We start from the raw sequence: 17,461 nt of genomic DNA on the forward strand, positions 1-17,461 counted from the left end.
GCCGGGTGCAAGACGACCAGAAGGGGAACTGAGGCGAATGGCGCTACGACAAATCCCAGTCACCGCCTGGATCGGGTTGATCCTGACCGGCGCTTTCGCGTTCTGCGCCATCTTCGCGCCCTGGGTCGCGCCGCACGGCAATGGCGAGATCGTCGGCGACGTGTGGGAGCCTATGTCGGCGGCGCACTGGCTGGGCACCGACAATCTCGGCCGGGACCTTGTCTCGCGCATGATCTATGGCGCGCGCATCACCATGGAGATCGCGGTGGCGGCGACGGCGCTGTCCTTCTCGCTGGGCTCGATCCTCGGCTTCACGGCGGCTGTCTTCGGCGGCTGGTTCGACACGCTGCTTTCGCGCTTCGTCGACCTGCTGATGTCGATCCCGACGCTGATCTTCGGCCTTGTCGTGCTGTCGGTGCTGCCAACCAACACGCTGACGCTGATCCTGGTCATGGGCATTCTGGACTCCACCCGCGTCTACCGCCTGTCACGCGCCGTCGCCGTCGACATCAACGTCATGGACTTCGTCGAGGCGGCGAAGCTGCGCGGCGAAGGCAAAACCTGGATCATCTTCCGAGAGATCCTGCCCAACGCGCTGTCGCCGCTGGTGGCGGAGCTTGGCGTGCGCTTCATCTTCGCAGTGCTCTTCCTGTCGGCGCTGTCCTTCCTCGGCCTCGGCGTGCAGCCGCCGGATTCGGACTGGGGCGGCATGGTCAAGGAGAACAAGGACGGTATCGTCTTCGGCATTCCGGCGGCGCTGATCCCGGCGGCCGCGATCGCGGTGCTGGCAATCTCGGTCAACCTCGTCGCCGACTGGGTGCTCAACCGCACGACGAGCCTGAAGGGAGGGCGCGGCTGATGGCAGACACCAAGGCAAATTCAGGCAAGCTCCTCGATATCCGCAATCTGCGCATCGAGGCGACTGTCTACCCGCCGGGCGAAGCGCCGAAGACAATCACGCTGGTCCACGACGTCTCGCTGACGCTCGAGAAGGGCAAGGTGCTCGGTCTCATCGGCGAATCCGGAGCCGGCAAATCGACCATCGGCCTGTCGTCCATGGCCTATGGCCGCGGCGGCGTGCGCATCACCGGCGGCGAGGTGATCCTCAACGGGCGTGACATCCTGAAAGCCGGGCCGAAAGGCGTGCGGGCATTGCGCGGACGCGAGGTCTGCTATGTCGCGCAATCGGCGGCCGCCGCCTTCAACCCGGCGCACAAGCTGATCGACCAGGTGGTCGAGGCGGCCATGCTGCACGGCACCGCGACCCGCGCCGAGGCCGAGAAGCGAGCCGTTGCGCTGTTCAAGAAGCTCAGCCTGCCCAATCCCGAAACGATCGGCGAGCGCTATCCGCACCAGGTCTCCGGCGGCCAGCTGCAGCGCGTGATGACGGCGATGGCGCTTTGCTCGGAGCCCGACCTTATCGTCTTCGACGAGCCGACCACGGCGCTCGACGTGACGACGCAGATCGACGTGCTTGCCGCGATCAAGGACGCCATCCGCGACACGCATGTCGCGGCGCTCTACATCACCCACGATCTTGCCGTCGTCGCCCAGGTGTCGGACGAGATCATGGTGCTGCGCCATGGCCGGCTGGTGGAGTGGGGCGGCACGCGGCAGATCATCAAGGAGCCGCGCCAGGAATACACCAACGCGCTGGTCTCGGTGCATGAGATCGAGCACCAGGAACAGCAGCCCGGCGCAACGCCGTTCCTGTCGGTGAAGAACGTGACCGCCGCCTATGGCGGCGGCCATGTGAAGGTGCTGAAGAACGTCTCGGTCGACATCTATCCGGGACAGACGCTGGCCGTGGTCGGCGAGAGCGGCTCCGGCAAGTCGACGCTGGCGCGCGCCATCACCGGCCTTTTGCCGCCCGAGCAGGGCACCGTCACCTTCGACGGCAGGCCGCTCGCCAACAGGCTGGCCGACCGGCCCAAGGAGGATCTGCGCCAGCTGCAGATGATCTACCAGATGGCCGACGTGGCGATGAACCCGCGCCAGACGGTGGGCACCATCATCGGCAGGCCGCTGGAATTCTATTTCGGCATGAAGGGACGCGAGCGCGACAAGCGCGTGGCCGAGCTGCTCGACGAGATCGAGATGGGCAAGGGTTTCGTCGACCGCTATCCGGCCGAACTGTCCGGCGGCCAGAAGCAGCGCGTCTGCATCGCCCGCTCGCTCGCCGCCAAGCCGAAGCTGATCATCTGCGACGAGGTGACGTCGGCGCTCGACCCGCTCGTCGCCCACGGCATCCTCAAGCTTTTGCTGAACCTGCAGCAGCACGAAAAGGTCGCGTATCTGTTCATCACGCATGACCTGGCAACGGTGAAGTCGATCGCCGATTCGATCGCGGTCATGTATCGCGGCGAGGTGGTGCGCTACGGCTCAAAGAGCAAGGTGCTGACGCCGCCCTTCGACGCCTATACGGACCTGCTCTTGTCCTCCGTGCCGGAAATGGAGATCGGCTGGCTGGAGAAGGCGATCAAGGGCCGGCGCATGGAAAGCGCCGGAAATTAGCCCACGAAAAGTCTGCCTCCGAGGCGACGGCTGTCATGTGGCTGCAACAGGGAACGGGAAAGATCGCTGCGGGCGGGTAGGGCTCGCACCGAAAAATCAATCTCGAAAAGGGGGCAGGACATGCAGACGGAACTCGACCATCTCAGCGAACTCGCTGGCAAGGGCAGGATCTCGCGCCGCGATTTCCTCGGCCGCGCAGCGGCGCTCGGCGCTTCGGCGGCGCTGGCGACGACGCTTGCCGGCAAGGCTTTCGCCGCGACGCCGGTCAAGGGCGGCATCATCAAGGCCGGCTTGCAGGGCGGTGAATCGACCAACAGCCTCGACCCGGCGCTGAATCTCAGCCAGGTGACCTACAGCTTCTGCAAGCAGTGGGGCGAATTCCTCGTGCGGCTGACGCCCGACGGCAGCGTCGAGAACCTGATTGCTGAGGAGATCGGCGCCTCGGCTGACGCCAAGACGTGGACGATGAAGATCCGCAACGGCATCGAATTCCACAACGGCAAGACGGTGACGGCGGAAGACGTGGCCGCGACGCTCGAACGCCACGCCGACGAGAAGTCCAAATCCGGCGCGCTCGGCGTGCTGAAGGGCATCAAGACCATCAAGGCGAGCGGCAAGGAAGTGGTGGTCACGCTCGGCGACGCCGATGCCGACTTCCCCTATCTGATGGCCGACTACCACCTCGTCATCCAGCCGAATGGCGGCAAGGACAATCCGAATGCCGGCATCAGCGCCGGTCCGTACAAGGTCACCGTCAACCAGCCCGGCGTGAAGCATGGCGGCGAGCGCTTCGCCAATTACTGGCGCGGCGACAAGGCCGGGCACGCCGACCAGATCGAGATCGTCGTCATCAATGATCCGACAGCCCGGCTTGCGGCGCTGCAGGGCGGCCAGGTGCATCTCATCAACCGTGTCGAGCCGAAGGTGGTCGATCTGGTGAAACGCATGCCGGGCGTCAGCATCGAGAACGTGGCGGGGCGCGGCTACTACCCGTTCAACATGTTCTGCGACACCGCGCCCTTCGATAACAACGACCTCAGGATGGCGTTGAAGCTCGCCATGGACCGCGAGGAGATGCTGGACAAGATCCTGCGCGGCTACGGCTCGGTCGGCAACGACTTCCCGATCAACGAAGCCTATCCGTTGTTTTCCTCTGACATCGAGCAGCGCAAATTCGATCCCGAAAAGGCGGCTGCGGCCTACAAGAAGTCGGGCCATAGCGGCTCGATCCTGCTGCGCACCTCGGATGTCGCCTTCCCCGGCGCGGTCGACGCGGCACAGCTCTACCAGCAGAGCTGCGCCAAGGCCGGCATAAAGATCGAGATCAAGCGCGAGCCGGGCGACGGCTACTGGTCGGAAGTCTGGAACAAGCAGCCCTTCTCGCTCTCCTATTGGGGCGGCCGGCCGACACAGGGCCAGATGTATTCCACCGGCTATCTGTCGACCGCCGACTGGAACGACACGCGCTTCAAGCGGCCGGAATTCGACAAGATGCTCTACACGGCCCGCGCCGAGCTGGACCAGGCGAAGCGCAAGGCGATCTATCGCGACATGGCGATGCTGATGCGCGACGAAGGCGGCCTGATCGTGCCCTTCTTCAACCAGTTCGTCGATGCCGCCAACACCAAGAAGGTCGGCGGCTGGGTGAAGAACCCGAACGGCGAGATGATGGACGGCTATGCGCTTAACGAATGCTGGCTGAGCGCCTGATATCGGGCTATCCAAAGCAGCGCCGCGTGTCCGCGCGACACGCGGCGCTTTTGTTTCGAGGAACAGGAACCCTTCCGTGGCGCTCAAATCCAAACTGCTGCTCATTATCCTCGACGGCGTGCCCTACCGGAACTGGCGCCGGCTGATGGGCAATCTCGAGGGCTGGGCGCAGTCCGGCGAGGCGCAGGTCTGGCGGATGCGCTCGGTGCTGCCGTCGACCTCCGCCTGCTGCTACGCCTCGATCCACACCGGGGTCACGCCGCAGGTGCACGGCATTCTTTCCAACGAGAGCCGCTTTCGCGTCACGCAGCCGGATATTTTTTCGGAAGTGAGCAAGGCCGGCGGCAAGACGGGTGCCGTGACCCATTCCTACTGGTCGGAATTCTTCCGCGCCTATCCGTTCGACCTTGTCGAGGACATGGAATTCGACGACCCAAGCGGACCGATCACGCATGGCCGCTTCCACACCATGACCGGCTACAATCTCAAGAACCAGATGACGCCGAGCGACGTTGACCTGTTCGCGACGCTGACCATGCTGGCGAAGCGCCATGGCATCGACTACGGCATCCTGCACACCTGCACGCTGGACTCGATGGGCCATCGTTTCGGCCATGACTGCCACGAGATGGACAACGCGTGCTACGCCATGGACGGCATGCTCGCCGCCTTCCTGCCGCAGTGGCGCAAAGCCGGCTATGAAGTGATCGTGACGGCCGACCACGGCCAGACCGACCGCGGCCACCATGGCGGCCATGACGACGAGATGCAGGATTTCGCGCTCTATTATTTCGGGCCGGCCAAGGGGCCTGAGCCCGATACGCTGCTCGACCAGCTGCAGCTCGCGCCGACGGTGCTGAGCCGGCTTGGGGTGGAAATACCGGGGACGATGAAGGCCAAGGTGTTTCTGGGGTAAGCGCCATCTTCCCCTTCTCCCCTTGCGGGGGAGCCCTACCCTCTGGCAAGGCCCACTTTCTTCGGTTAGCCTCCGAAAATCCTTGGCGGAGGGTGAACCTTTTTGGTCCGATCAGCGACAGAGCTTCGAGGAGCCAGGCGGCTCGACCGGCCATGAATGCGGCGACCGAAACCGATCGCGCGCTTGTAAACCGGGTCGCGAAGGGCGACCGGGCCGCCGTTCGGCTCCTGTTCATGCGTCACCACGCGCGGATCTACCGCTTCGTGGCGCGCCAGACGGGATCGGAAATGACGGCCGACGATATCGCGAACGAGGTCTTTCTGGAGCTGTGGAAACAGGCGCCCGCCTTCGAGGGCCGCTCTGAGGTTTCCACTTGGCTGCTCGGCATCGCCCGCTTCAAGGCGCTGTCCATGCTGCGCAAGAAAAAGGAAGACTGGATCGACGACGACGACGCGGCGCAGGTTCCCGACGGCGCCGACACGCCGGAAGTCGTGACCATGAAGGAGGACAAGGCCGCCGCCTTGCGCCGCTTCGTCGATGCCCTGGCCGAGGAACACCGCACGGTGATCGACCTTGCCTATTACCATGGCCAGTCCGTGACCGAGATCGGCGAGGTGCTCGGCATTCCGGTCGCGACCGTCAAGACCAGGATGTTCTACGCCCGCAAGAAACTCGGCGAGGCCCTCAAGGCCGCCGGTTACGACAGGGGGTGGCCATGAGCGCCGCTGAAAAGATGTCGCGCCGCGACGAGATGGAGACGCTGCTGCCGTTCTATCTGAACGGCTCGCTGGAAGGCGCCGAGCTGGAAGCCGTCGAGGAATGGCTGGCCACCGATCCGGCGGCGCTTACCGCCCTTGGCGAGGCCGAGGCCGAGTTTTCCGGCACCGCCGCCGCCAACGAGGCGATCCGCCCGCCGGCCGATGCGCTGAGCCGCTTCACCAGGGCGCTCGACGCCCAGGCGGGCCCCGTGCGCGCGCCCGGCCAATCCTGGCTGGCGAAAGTCTTCGGCCGGGTGACGGCGATGCCCGCCGGCGTCGCCTGGGCGGCGGCCGCGGCGCTGCTCGCCTTGGTCATCGTGCAGTCCTTCGAACGGCCGGGCGGCAAGGGCAACGACTTCGAGGTGGCCGGCGCCCAGGACGATCTGGCGAAGCTGCCTTTCGCGCTGGTGAAGTTCAAACCAGACGCCAGGATGGCCGATATCGCCGCCTTCCTTGGCCAGAACGGGCTGAAGATAGCCGGCGGCCCGACCGCCGATGGCGTGTTCCACCTGACGATTCCGGCCAACACAGCAGCCGACTATGACAAGCTGGTCAGCCTTATTGCCGCCCAGCCTTTCACGGATGCTGTGGTGCAGGGAAGGAAACCGGCCGATGGCGGCTAAGGCGGTCATTCTTCATGCGGTGATCCTCGCGGCGGCCCTTGCCGCCGCGCCCGCATTTGCGCAGACCAACGACCCCAACCTGTCGCAAAAGCAGATCGACTGTTTGAACCGCAAGACAGCGGCGGGCGGCGGCTGCGACAAGGACGGCGGCGCCAAGAATGGCGAAGGAACGCCTAGCGCGGCCACGAGCGGCGCGGTGTTCCTGCCGGCGCTGATCGTCGATCTCTTTCCGAACTCGCCGGCGCCGGCGGCCCCACAAACGCCCGCTCCGTCCAACGGCACATCATCGTCGAACGGGTCCGGCAACACGCGGCCACCCGCTCCGGCGCCGAGCGGACCCGTCACGGTGCCTCAGGGCCTCAACCTGGCCGAGCCGCCGCGCGCGATTGCCGGTGAATTCGTGCCCGACGAGGTGCTGGTGACAGTCAACGGCGATGCCGGCGTGGTGCAGCGGATCGCCAATTCCTTTGGCCTCCAGGTGCGCTCGCAGCGCCAGTCGCGGCTGCTCGGCACGACCTTGGCGCGCTTCGGCATCACCGACGGACGGCCCGTCGGCGTGGTGCTGGCGCAGCTTGCCGCGGACGGCCGCACACAGCGGCGCGAGCCAAACCATATCTACACGCTGCAGCAGGCGGCCGGCATCGTGAACTATGCCTTCGATCGCATCGCGCTCGATTCGAAACAGGCGAGTGGCGAGAATGTGCGCGTCGCCGTCATCGACACCGGCATCGACGACACCAACCCGGCGCTCGCCAGCGTCATCGCCGACCAGTATGACGCCATGCCCAACGTGCCGATCGAGAAGCGCGACCACGGCACCTCGGTCGACGGGCTGATCGCAGGCGTGGGTCCGCTGGAAGGCATGGCGCCCGGCGCCAGGATCTATCATGCGCGCGCCTTCGAAGGCGGCAAGTCAACGATGGACATCATCCTTTCGGCGCTCGACTGGGCGGCGGAGCAGAATGTGCGCATCATCAATATGAGCTTCGTCGGACCGAAGAATGATCTGCTCGGCGTCGCTTGCCGCAATGCGCGGGCGATGGGCATGGTGCTGGTGGCGGCGGCCGGCAACAACGGGCCAAAAGCGCCTTATGGCTATCCGGCTGCTTTCGACGGCGTGATCGCGGTGACCGCCACCGACGCCAAGGACGGGCTGATGCCGCAGGCCAATCGCGGCGCCTATGTGTTCATCTCGGCGCCGGGCGTCGAGATGGTGGCGCCGAGCGGCGCAGGGTCGGACGTGGTGACCGGCACCTCCTTCGCCGCCGCGATCGTGTCCGGCGCCATCGCCAATTTGATCCATGTCGCGCCCGAGCGCTCAGCCGACGACATCGAGAAGGCGCTCGCGGCAACCGCCAAGGATCTCGGCCCGAAGGGGCGGGACAATGACTTCGGCTATGGGTTGCTGGACATCAGGGCGGCCGAAGCGGCGAAAGAGTGAGTCCAGGCAGTCGGCTATCCCAATTGCCGAGATGGGTGTGGCCAGTTGCACATTTAAAGCGCCGGACCTAGCCGGACGGGGCTTCCATCATAGAAACGCGACAGGCGGAAACGGCTTAGGTCGTGCCCGGTGTCGTTTCCCTGGATCATGTCGGAGACGACGCGACCCATGCCGGGCCCGATGCCGAATCCGTGGCCGCACATTCCGGTCGCGACGAAAAGACCGCCGACTGCCCGCACCAGGTCCACGACGGGGACGACGTCGGGCATGGCGTCGATCATACCGCCCCAGCCGACCTTCAAGCGAGCTTTGTCGAACTGTGGAAAGAGCTGCTTGAAATTGCGCTCGATCGAACGAAGCTTGGCTGGTTCAGGGGCTGGGTTGAGCACCCGCATTCTCTCGAAAGGACTCTCTGAATCCGGCGCCCAATCGCGCGGAGTCGACCAGCCATCGGGGTAGCCCGATGGCGCGAACGGGAAATAGCGTGTTCCGAACAGATTGTCCCTGAGAGCGGGGATATACTTGGTGGCGCGCCGGAATGCGTCAGGCCCAAGGTAAAGCAAGTGGCTGCCGCCCGCGGCGAGCGTGTATCCGCCATCCTGCCTGCGCCTGAAGGCGATGTGGTCGTCGGCGGCCGCGCCTGCATAGATCTCGGGCAAGGGCTCCGTTGCGGCCACGGTCACCCTGACACTGAGCTGGGGGATCGATACGCCGTGCCTCGCCAGGAACAGGGACGACCAGGCGCCGCCCGCGACCAGCACGGTGGAGGTCTCGATATATCCCGCCTCGGTCCACACACCCTTGATCCTGCCGGCCGCGATGTCGAGGGCCCGCGCCGCGCAATTCTCGACGATTTTGGCGCCTTTTCGCACGGCAAGCCTGGCGAGCGCCGGCACCGCCAACCAAGGCTCCGCGCGCATATCGGAGGGCGTCGTCATCGCGCCCGCGAACTTGCGCGACATGCCGGTGATGAGTTTTGCGGTCTCGTGGGCATCCAGGAGGCGCGTGTCGAGCCCATGGGTCGTGGCGATCCTCATGAACTCTTCGAACTTGGCCATGTCCTTGTCGGCGTTCGCCAGGTAGGTCACGCCTGTCTGGTTCAGCCCGATGTCTTCGCCGCACTCATCGGCCAGCTGCCGCCACAGACGGCAAGCCTCGATAACGATCGGCAGCTCATCCGCGTCCCGTCCCTGCTTTCTGATCCAGCCCCAGTTTCGCGAGGACTGTTCGGCCGCGACGCGGCCTTTCTCCAGCAGCGTCACAGAAATGTTCCGGGCCGCAAGGAACAGGGCCGTGGTCACGCCGACGATGCCGCCGCCGACAATCACCACCTGCGACGTCTTCGGCGGAGGCCCAGGGTATTGGATTGGATCCGCTTCGGTGAACGGGAATGTGGGCAAATGGCGCACCCGCAAGGACTGGTTGATGGTTCTGACTTACCGGTTGTCACCGTCCAACATCAGGAGCAGCCGAAGGCGGACCGTTGTCCCACGACAGCAAAAGGGGCCCGGAAACGGATAGTCGGCGAAGCTGTGGGTCCGGCCCTATACCGGCGCTCCGGCCACCGACCCTCGGACCACCAGATCCACCGGCCAGACTTCGCCGCGCGCGCCCTCTTCCAGTCCCGATATCCGTGCCGCGAGCCGTTCGGCGACGCGGGCGCCGGCAAGGCGGATGGAGGAGCGCGTGGTCGACAGCGGCACCGGGAAATTCTCCGGCCGCAGCCAGGGGAAGACGTCGTCATGGGCGACCAGCGACAGGTCGCCCGGAATGGTCAGGCCGAGGTCGCGCACGGCGCGCACCACGCCGAGCGCCATGATGAGACTGGAGCAGACGATCGCGGTCGGCGGCTCGTCTTGCTCGAGCAGCCGGCGGGCGGCGCGGTAGCCGTTTTCCTCGGTCATGGTCACCGAACGGACGTGGCGTTCGCCGAGCGTCAGCCCGCTCGCGGCGAGCGCGCGGCGCACGCCACGCTCACGGTGGATGGCGAAGGTCTCGCGCTCGTTGCCGTTGATCAGCGCCAGGCGCTTGTGGCCAAGCTGGACCAGCAGCCGCGCCGCTTCATGGAAGGCGCCCTCATTGTCGATGTCGAGATAGGGATAGTCGAAGTCGAAGCCCTCGCTGCGGCCATGGACGATGAAGGGGATGCCCAGCGTGTTGACCAGGGCCAGCCGCTTGTCGGCCGGACGCGGCGAGGAGAGGTAGACGGCGTCGACCTGCCGGTTGGCGACGATGCGCCGGTAGGTCGTTTCCTCGTCGTCGGCATCGGCGGGCGAAAGCACGAGGTCGAGCTCATGCGCGCGGGCATAGTCACCAAGGCCCGAAAGGAATTCGACGAAATGCGGATCGATGTCGACGGCGGCACCCGTCGGCAGCACATAGCCGATCATGCCCGACTTGCCGGTGGCGAGCCGGCGCGCGCTAGGGTTCGGCCGGTAGCCATGGCGCTTGGCGGCATCCATCACCCGGCGCCGGGTTTCCTCATTGACCTCGGGATAGCCGTTCAGCGCCCGGCTCACCGTGGTCTGTGAGAGCGACAGCATATGCGAGAGTTGCTTGAGGTTCATCGGAGGCCTCCAGCCTCAAAGCGCTTTCAAATTTGAATCGATCCGATGATTGTTGGCAGGGCCGCCAAGCATTGCCCAACTTTAAAGGCCTATCAGCGCCGTTTGAAGCAAAATTGCTGCTGCAGCGCCAAAAAAGCATGCTGCAGTGCACTTTTCTCGTTCAATCTCGAGCGACTTAAATCGATTAATGAACTCACCCACTTGACTTCCAGGCGATTCAATGGCGAGATCAAAATAGCCAAAGCGCTTTGGAAGCCTCTTCGAAAGGTTGCGGTTGCCCTTTCGCTGAGTCACAGTTCCGCGGGCGTCGGCGGACGAAATGGAGGTTTCGTCCTGTTTGTGACCACTGGGAGGATTTGCGATGAAGAAAATGCTTCTCTTGGGTGCGGCGTTCGCTGCACTCACCCTCAGCCTGCCGGCGCAAGCCGAGCTGAAATTCAAGCCGGGCGAGGATTCGAAGTTTCATTGGGCGAACTACGACGACCTCAAGAAGGTCGACCTCAAGGGCGAGACGCTGACGATCTTCGGGCCGTGGCGCGGCGAGGACGAGACGCTTGTGCGCTCGGTTCTCGACTATTTCCAGGAAGCGACCGGCGCCGAGGTCAAATATTCCTCGTCCGAAAATTATGAGCAGCAGATCGTCATCGACACCCAGGCCGGCAGCCCGCCCAACATCGCCGTCCTGCCGCAGCCTGGCCTCATCCAGGATCTCGCCTCCAAGGGCGTGCTGACCCCGCTCGGCGACGACGTCGCCGCCTGGATCAAGGAAAATTACGCCGCCGGCGACTCCTGGGCCAAGCTCGGCACCTACAACGGCAAAGACGGCAAGCCCGGTTTCTACGCCTTCCCCTACAAGATCGACGTGAAGGGGCTGGTCTGGTACTCGCCCGACAATTTCGACGAGGCCGGCTACAAGGTGCCGAAGACCCAGGAAGAACTCGCCGATCTCGAAAAGAAGATCATCGCCAATGGCGGCAAGCCCTGGTGCATCGGCCTCGGTTCCGGCGGCGCCACCGGCTGGCCGGCGACCGACTGGGTCGAGGACATCATGCTGCGGACGCAGCCGCCCGAGGTCTACGACAAGTGGGTGAAGAACGAGATCCCGTTCACCGATCCGGCCGTGGTCAACGCCATCGACATCTTCGGCAAGATCGCCACCGACGACAAGATGGTGGACGGCGGCGCCAAGGCGGTCGCAGCGACCGACTTCCGCGACAGCCCGAAAGGCCTCTTCACCGTGCCGCCCAAGTGCTACATGCACCATCAGGCCTCGTTCATCCCGTCCTTCTTCCCGGAAAATGTGAAGCTCGGCCAGGACGCCGACTTCTTCCCCTACCCGCCTTACGCCTCCAAGCCGGAACTGGGCACGCCGCTGGAGGTGGCCGGAACGCTGGTGATGATCACCAAGGATTCCAAGGCCTCACGCGAATTCATCAAGTTCCTCGAGATGCCGCTCGCGCATGAATTGTGGATGGCGCAGAAGAGCTTCGTCACCCCCTTCAAGGCGGCCAACAAGGACGCCTATGGCAGCGAGGCGCTGAAGAAGCAGGGCGAGATCCTGGTCGGCGCAACGACGGTGCGGTTCGACGGATCCGACCTGATGCCCGGTAAGATCGGCGCGGGCTCGTTCTGGACCGGCATGGTCGACCTGGTCGGCGGCAAGCCGGCAAAGGACGTCGCCGCCGACATCCAGAAAAGCTGGGACGGCATCAAGTAAGCGTCCTGAAATCCTCCTCATCCTCCACCTGGATCCGGGCTACGGCCCGGGTCCGACCGGCAATCAACGCCGGAAGCCTTCGCGTTTCGATTGTTCCGAATAACCGAAAGTCGGTGCATCCGATCGCCAGCCCCGGCTGGCCGGTCATGCGCAGGGAGAGGGACCCATGGCGGCTCAGATTTTCTCGGCCATATTCGTCATCATCATCGGCGTCGGCGGCTGTGTCGCCTATTTCTGGGGCGCCAACAGACTGCTCGACCTCATCTTGCCCTCACGCGGGGTATCCGGCGCCGCCGCCATCAACAATCTGCGCCGGCAGGGATATGTGCGGCCGTGGCTGTTCGTCGGCCCGGCGCTGATCATCCTTGCCGTCTATCTGATCTACCCGGTGATCGCCACGCTGTGGCTCTCCTTCTTCGACCGCGGCGGCACCAGCTTCGTCGGGCTCGCCAATTACGAATGGGCGGCCGGCGACCACGATCTGCGCAACTCGATCCTCAACAACATATTGTGGCTCGCCGTGGTGCCGGCGGCCTGCACCTTCCTCGGCCTGATCATCGCCGTGCTCACGGACAAGATCTGGTGGGGCACCGTCGCCAAGAGCCTGATCTTCCTGCCGCTGGCGATCTCCTTCGTCGGCGCCAGCGTGATTTGGAAGTTCATCTACGAGTATCGCGGCGAGGGCCAGGTGCAGATCGGCCTGCTCAACGCCATCATCCAGTATTTCGGCGGCCAGCCGCAGGTGTGGATATCGCTGCCGTTCTGGAACAATTTCTTCCTGATGGTGATCCTGATCTGGATCCAGACCGGCTTCGCCATGGTGATCCTGTCATCGGCGCTGCGCGGCATCCCGGAAGAGACGCTGGAGGCGGCGGTGATCGACGGCGCCAACCCGTTCCAGATCTTCTGGAAGATCATGGTGCCGCAGATCTGGGGCACGATCGCGGTGGTGTGGACCACCATCACCATCCTGGTGCTGAAAGTGTTCGACATCGTGCTGACCATGACCAACGGCCAGTGGAACAGCCAGGTGCTCGCCAATCTGATGTTCGACTGGATGTTCCGCGGCGGCGGCGATTTCGGCCGCGGCGCGACCATCGCCATCATCATCATGATCGCGGTCATTCCGATCATGGTCTGGAACATCCGCCAGGCCAACAAAGAGACGGGAGGGCACTGAGATGGCGACCAAGACCGGAAAGTCCTTTGTCGGCCGTTTCGGCGTCCATATCGCCGTGCTCGTCTTCGTGGCGATCTGGACCATCCCCACCCTCGGCATCCTCGTCTCGTCGCTGCGCGACAAGGACCAGATCATCGCGTCGGGCTGGTGGAACGCCTTCGCCAGTTCCAGCCAGAGCGAGGCGGGACGGTTGCCCGGCGCGTCGGCGCAAACCCAGAAGGACGGAAAATACGTCATCGAGGGCAACATCTTCGGCGATGGCCCCAAGCGCGAGATCAGCGCCTTCGGCGTGAAATCTTCCGCGCCGACGCAGTACAAGGCAGGTTCGGTTGCCGACCTCAATGACGGTGCCACCCTGCAGATGAATGCCGACGGCGGCTTCGTGCTGTCCTCACCGAAGGCCTTCGAGGGCGACCGCGGCCAGCGCGTCTATTTCGCCTCTTCGGCGCCGCCGAAATTCACCACGGAGAACTACAATGCCGTGCTGTTCTCGGAAGGCATTGGCCGCTCCTTCATGAACTCGCTGACGGTGACCATTCCGGCGACCGTGATCCCGATCCTGATCGCCGCTTTCGCGGCCTATGCGCTGGCCTGGATGCGTTTTCCCGGCCGGGCGCTGCTGATCGCGGTCATCATCGGCCTGCTCGTGGTGCCGCTGCAGATGTCGCTGATCCCGCTGCTCAGGCTCTATAACGGCGTCGGTACGTTCTTCGGCGTGCCGTCCAAGACCTATCTCGGCATCTGGCTGGCGCATACCGGCTTCGGCCTGCCCTTCGCCATCTACCTGCTCAGGAGCTACATCGCCGGCCTGCCGCGCGAGATCATGGAATCGGCGCGCATCGACGGCGCCAGCGATTTTGAGATCTTCGTCAAGATCGTGCTGCCGCTGTCCTTCCCGGTGCTTGCCTCCTTCGCCATCTTCCAGTTCCTGTGGGTATGGAACGATCTGCTGGTGGCGATGGTTTTCCTCGGCACGGCGCCCGACCAGATCGTGCTGACGGCCAAGCTCAACGCGCTGCTCGGCTCGCGCGGCGGCAATTGGGAGATCCTGACGACATCGGCGTTCATCACCATCATCGTACCGCTGATCGTGTTCTTCTCGCTGCAGCGCTATTTCGTCCGCGGGCTGCTTGCCGGCTCGGTGAAAGGAGGTTGAAGACATGCAATCGGCTTTGAAGGCGACTTCGAGACCAGACCCCGCGATCGATCGCGACTGGTGGCGGGGCGCGGTGATCTACCAGATCTATCCGCGCTCCTATCAGGACTCCAACGATGACGGCATCGGCGACCTGAAGGGCATCGTTCAGCGGCTGCCCTACATCGCCTCGCTCGGCGTCGACGCCATCTGGATCTCGCCTTTCTTCAAATCGCCGATGAAGGATTTCGGCTACGACGTATCCGACTATTGCGACGTCGATCCGATGTTCGGCACGCTCACCGATTTCGACGCGCTGGTGACGGAAGCCCATCGGCTGGGCCTCAAGGTGATGATCGACGAGGTGCTGTCACACACCGCCGACATCCATCCCTGGTTCAAGGAAAGCCGTTCCAGCCGCAACAATGCGAAAGCCGACTGGTATGTGTGGGCCGACGCCAAGCCCGACGGCACGCCGCCCAACAACTGGCTGTCGATCTTCGGCGGCTCGGCCTGGCAGTGGGACACCAGCCGCCAGCAATATTACATGCACAATTTCCTCGCCGAGCAGCCGGATCTCAACTTCCACAACGGCGAAGTCCAGGACGCGCTGCTCGACATCACCCGCTTCTGGCTGGAACGCGGCGTCGACGGTTTCCGCCTCGACACGATCAATTTCTACTTCCACAGCCTGGGGCTGGAGGACAATCCGCCGCTGCCGCCGGAACAGCGCAACGACCAGACCGCGCCGGCGGTCAATCCGTACAACTACCAGGACCATATCTACGACAAGAGCCGGCCGGAGAATCTCGGCTTCCTGGAGCGCTTCCGCGCGCTGCTCGACGAGTATCCGGCGCAGGCCGCTGTCGGCGAGGTGGGCGATTCCCAGCGCGGCCTCGAGGTGGTCGCCGCCTACACCGCCGACGGCAAGCGCGTGCATATGTGCTATTCCTTCGACTTCCTGGCGCCGGAGAAGATCAGCGCGGCGAAAGTACGCGCGGTGCTGGAAGCCTTCGGCCGGGTCGCCAGCGACGGCTGGTCGTGCTGGGCTTTCTCCAACCATGACGTGATGCGGGTCGCCTCGCGCTGGGCTGCCAACGAGGCGGATCCGACCGCCTATCTGAAGGTGATCTCGGCGCTTCTGATGTCGCTGCGCGGCTCGGTCTGCATCTATCAGGGCGAAGAGCTCGGCCTTGGCGAGGCGGAGCTGAAGTTCGAGGACTTGCAGGATCCCTATGGCATCCGCTTCTGGCCGGAGTTCAAGGGTCGCGACGGCTGCCGCACGCCGATGGTGTGGGACGCGGCCGCCAAGAATGGCGGTTTCTCGACCGCAAAACCCTGGCTGCCGGTGCCGGGCAAGCACCTGTCGCAGGCCGTCAATGTGCAACAGGGCGATACAAGCTCGCTGCTTGAGCATTATCGGCGCTTCCTCGCCTTCCGGCGCCAGCATCCGGCGCTGGCCAAGGGCGACATCGACTTCATCGAAAGCGATGGCGACACCGTCGCCTTCACCCGCCGAGAAGGCAATGAGCGGATCGTCTGCGCCTTCAACCTGGGCAGCAAGCCTGCCGAGGTCGATCTCGGCAAAGGCGCGCTGCAACCCTTGCCCGGGCATGGCTTTTCGGGACAGACTGGCAATGGGCCGGTCCGCCTCGGCGGCTACGGCGCCTGGTTCGGACGCATCGACTGAACTTCAAAAACAGAGATCAACGGGAGAAGAGAAAACATGGCCGATGTCACGCTCAACCAGGTGAAGAAATCATACGGCAACCTCAACATTCTCCACGGCATCGACCTCGACATCAAATCGGGCGAATTCATCGTCTTTGTCGGTCCGTCGGGTTGCGGCAAGTCGACCTTGCTGAGGTCGATCGCCGGCCTCGAGGAGATCACCTCGGGCGAGCTGAAGATCGACGGCGAGGTGGTGAACGACGTGCCGCCGTCGAAGCGGGGCATCGCCATGGTGTTCCAGTCCTATGCGCTCTATCCGCATATGACGGTCTACGACAACATGGCCTTCTCGATGAAGATCGGCAAGGAAAGCAAGGCCGAGATCGACAAGCGCGTGCGCCAGGCGGCGGAGATCCTGCAGCTGACCAAATATCTCGACCGCCTGCCCAAGGCGATGTCGGGCGGCCAGCGCCAGCGCGTCGCCATCGGCCGCGCCATCGTGCGCAACCCGAAAGTGTTCCTGTTCGACGAGCCGCTGTCGAATCTCGACGCGGCACTTCGCGTCGCCACCCGCATCGAGATCGCCAAGCTGAAGGAATCGATGCCCAACACGACCATGATCTACGTCACGCACGACCAGGTCGAGGCGATGACGCTGGCGGACCGCATCGTGGTGCTGAAGGAAGGCCGCGTCGAGCAGGTGGGCACGCCGATGGAGCTCTACAAGCGCCCAGGCAATCTGTTCGTCGCCCAGTTCATCGGTTCGCCGGCGATGAACATATTGCCGGCAAAGATCGAGAAAGCCGGCAGTTCGACCGTGGTCAGCCATGTCGGCGATCGCAAGGCGACGGTCCCGATCGCGACGCCTGCCTCGGCGAGCGGCGCGGCGGTCAGCTTCGGCGTGCGGCCGGAGGATCTCGCGATCGCGACCGGCACGGACTATCTGTTCGAAGGCAAGGTCGATTATATCGAGCAGCTCGGCGAGGTTCAGCTCGTCTATGTCGATATCGGCCGCACCGACCTGCCGCTGGTGGCCAAGCTGCCGGGCAATGTCGAGGTCAAGCGCGGCGAGACGCTGCGGCTCAACGCCAGCGCCGGCGATCTGCATATATTCGACGCCGACGGCCATTCTTTCACGCTGCACCGCGAGGAGGCGAAGGCGGCCTGAGGGCGCCGAGCCGCTACCGCAAATAAAAGCGGCGGGCCGAGGCCCGCCGCTTTTATTTTAA

At 64.2% G+C, this 17,461-nt stretch carries 14 protein-coding genes; 12 read left to right on the forward strand and 2 right to left on the reverse strand.

Annotated elements, in window-relative coordinates:
* Positions 1 to 37: 37 nt before the first annotated feature.
* The 7 genes from RFM41_RS20125 (at position 38) to RFM41_RS20155 (ending at position 7,962) form a co-directional block, all read left to right on the forward strand.
* The gene (locus RFM41_RS20125) at positions 38 to 859 is read left to right on the forward strand and encodes an ABC transporter permease (protein ID WP_320250372.1); all 822 of its coding nucleotides are present in this window, start codon (positions 38 to 40) and stop codon (positions 857 to 859) included.
* Positions 859 to 2,514, forward strand: a complete 1,656-nt coding sequence (locus RFM41_RS20130; RefSeq protein ID WP_320250370.1) for an ABC transporter ATP-binding protein — start codon at positions 859 to 861, stop codon at positions 2,512 to 2,514. Before RFM41_RS20125 ends, RFM41_RS20130 begins: the two co-directional genes overlap by 1 nt.
* Before the next feature lie 120 nt (positions 2,515 to 2,634).
* Positions 2,635 to 4,224, forward strand: coding sequence for an ABC transporter substrate-binding protein (locus RFM41_RS20135; RefSeq protein WP_320250368.1), 1,590 nt, complete (start codon positions 2,635 to 2,637; stop codon positions 4,222 to 4,224).
* Positions 4,225 to 4,300: 76 nt separating this feature from the next.
* Complete coding sequence (locus RFM41_RS20140) at positions 4,301 to 5,140, forward strand: alkaline phosphatase family protein (RefSeq protein WP_320250366.1); 840 nt, start codon at positions 4,301 to 4,303, stop codon at positions 5,138 to 5,140.
* 152 nt (positions 5,141 to 5,292) lie between these two features.
* Positions 5,293 to 5,859, forward strand: coding sequence for a sigma-70 family RNA polymerase sigma factor (locus RFM41_RS20145; RefSeq protein WP_320250364.1), 567 nt, complete (start codon positions 5,293 to 5,295; stop codon positions 5,857 to 5,859).
* The gene (locus RFM41_RS20150) at positions 5,856 to 6,521 is read left to right on the forward strand and encodes an anti-sigma factor (protein ID WP_320250363.1); all 666 of its coding nucleotides are present in this window, start codon (positions 5,856 to 5,858) and stop codon (positions 6,519 to 6,521) included. The genes RFM41_RS20145 and RFM41_RS20150 overlap by 4 nt, the downstream gene beginning before the upstream one ends.
* Complete coding sequence (locus RFM41_RS20155) at positions 6,511 to 7,962, forward strand: S8 family serine peptidase (protein WP_320250362.1); 1,452 nt, start codon at positions 6,511 to 6,513, stop codon at positions 7,960 to 7,962. Before RFM41_RS20150 ends, RFM41_RS20155 begins: the two co-directional genes overlap by 11 nt.
* 53 nt (positions 7,963 to 8,015) lie before the next feature.
* On the opposite strand, the gene RFM41_RS20160 is transcribed toward RFM41_RS20155, so the two are convergent.
* A complete protein-coding gene (locus RFM41_RS20160; RefSeq protein ID WP_320250594.1) occupies positions 8,016 to 9,362 on the reverse strand; it encodes an NAD(P)/FAD-dependent oxidoreductase in 1,347 nt (448 codons plus the stop codon).
* A gap of 144 nt (positions 9,363 to 9,506) precedes the next feature.
* Positions 9,507 to 10,529, reverse strand: coding sequence for a substrate-binding domain-containing protein (locus tag RFM41_RS20165; RefSeq protein ID WP_320250360.1), 1,023 nt, complete (start codon positions 10,527 to 10,529; stop codon positions 9,507 to 9,509).
* Positions 10,530 to 10,890: 361 nt separating this feature from the next.
* Here RFM41_RS20165 and RFM41_RS20170 point away from each other — a divergent pair, with 361 nt between their 5' ends.
* The 5 genes from RFM41_RS20170 to RFM41_RS20190 all read left to right on the forward strand — a co-directional run bounded on the left by RFM41_RS20170 (position 10,891) and on the right by RFM41_RS20190 (position 17,400).
* Positions 10,891 to 12,246 (forward strand): ABC transporter substrate-binding protein, encoded by a 1,356-nt coding sequence (locus RFM41_RS20170; protein WP_320250359.1) that lies wholly within the window; start codon positions 10,891 to 10,893, stop codon positions 12,244 to 12,246.
* A 166-nt stretch (positions 12,247 to 12,412) separates the two neighbouring features.
* The gene (locus RFM41_RS20175; RefSeq protein ID WP_320250358.1) at positions 12,413 to 13,426 is read left to right on the forward strand and encodes a carbohydrate ABC transporter permease; all 1,014 of its coding nucleotides are present in this window, start codon (positions 12,413 to 12,415) and stop codon (positions 13,424 to 13,426) included.
* Position 13,427: 1 nt separating this feature from the next.
* Positions 13,428 to 14,582: a carbohydrate ABC transporter permease gene (locus tag RFM41_RS20180; RefSeq protein ID WP_320250357.1), complete on the forward strand. Its 1,155-nt coding sequence runs from the start codon at positions 13,428 to 13,430 to the stop codon at positions 14,580 to 14,582.
* A gap of 4 nt (positions 14,583 to 14,586) precedes the next feature.
* The gene (gene bglA, locus RFM41_RS20185) at positions 14,587 to 16,251 is read left to right on the forward strand and encodes a beta-galactosidase BglA (RefSeq protein ID WP_320250356.1); all 1,665 of its coding nucleotides are present in this window, start codon (positions 14,587 to 14,589) and stop codon (positions 16,249 to 16,251) included.
* 36 nt (positions 16,252 to 16,287) lie between these two features.
* On the forward strand, positions 16,288 to 17,400 hold the full coding sequence (locus RFM41_RS20190) for an ABC transporter ATP-binding protein (protein ID WP_320250355.1): 1,113 nt from the start codon (positions 16,288 to 16,290) through the stop codon (positions 17,398 to 17,400).
* Positions 17,401 to 17,461 lie beyond the last annotated feature (61 nt).

Origin of the sequence: Mesorhizobium vachelliae (assembly GCF_033977325.1) — a bacterium.
GTDB lineage: Bacteria > Pseudomonadota > Alphaproteobacteria > Rhizobiales > Rhizobiaceae > Mesorhizobium > Mesorhizobium vachelliae.

What these genes read in the sequence shown, in the direction of transcription:
- RFM41_RS20125 (WP_320250372.1), top strand. Translation starts at nt 38, where the DNA reads ATGGCGCTACGACAAATCCCAGTCACCGCCTGGATCGGGTTGATCCTG.
- RFM41_RS20130 (WP_320250370.1), top strand. Translation starts at nt 859, where the DNA reads ATGGCAGACACCAAGGCAAATTCAGGCAAGCTCCTCGATATCCGCAAT.
- RFM41_RS20135 (WP_320250368.1), top strand. Translation starts at nt 2,635, where the DNA reads ATGCAGACGGAACTCGACCATCTCAGCGAACTCGCTGGCAAGGGCAGG.
- RFM41_RS20145 (WP_320250364.1), top strand. Translation starts at nt 5,293, where the DNA reads ATGAATGCGGCGACCGAAACCGATCGCGCGCTTGTAAACCGGGTCGCG.
- RFM41_RS20150 (WP_320250363.1), top strand. Translation starts at nt 5,856, where the DNA reads ATGAGCGCCGCTGAAAAGATGTCGCGCCGCGACGAGATGGAGACGCTG.
- RFM41_RS20155 (WP_320250362.1), top strand. Translation starts at nt 6,511, where the DNA reads ATGGCGGCTAAGGCGGTCATTCTTCATGCGGTGATCCTCGCGGCGGCC.
- RFM41_RS20165 (WP_320250360.1), bottom strand. Translation starts at nt 10,529, where the DNA reads ATGAACCTCAAGCAACTCTCGCATATGCTGTCGCTCTCACAGACCACG.
- RFM41_RS20170 (WP_320250359.1), top strand. Translation starts at nt 10,891, where the DNA reads ATGAAGAAAATGCTTCTCTTGGGTGCGGCGTTCGCTGCACTCACCCTC.
- RFM41_RS20175 (WP_320250358.1), top strand. Translation starts at nt 12,413, where the DNA reads ATGGCGGCTCAGATTTTCTCGGCCATATTCGTCATCATCATCGGCGTC.
- RFM41_RS20180 (WP_320250357.1), top strand. Translation starts at nt 13,428, where the DNA reads ATGGCGACCAAGACCGGAAAGTCCTTTGTCGGCCGTTTCGGCGTCCAT.
- bglA (WP_320250356.1), top strand. Translation starts at nt 14,587, where the DNA reads ATGCAATCGGCTTTGAAGGCGACTTCGAGACCAGACCCCGCGATCGAT.
- RFM41_RS20190 (WP_320250355.1), top strand. Translation starts at nt 16,288, where the DNA reads ATGGCCGATGTCACGCTCAACCAGGTGAAGAAATCATACGGCAACCTC.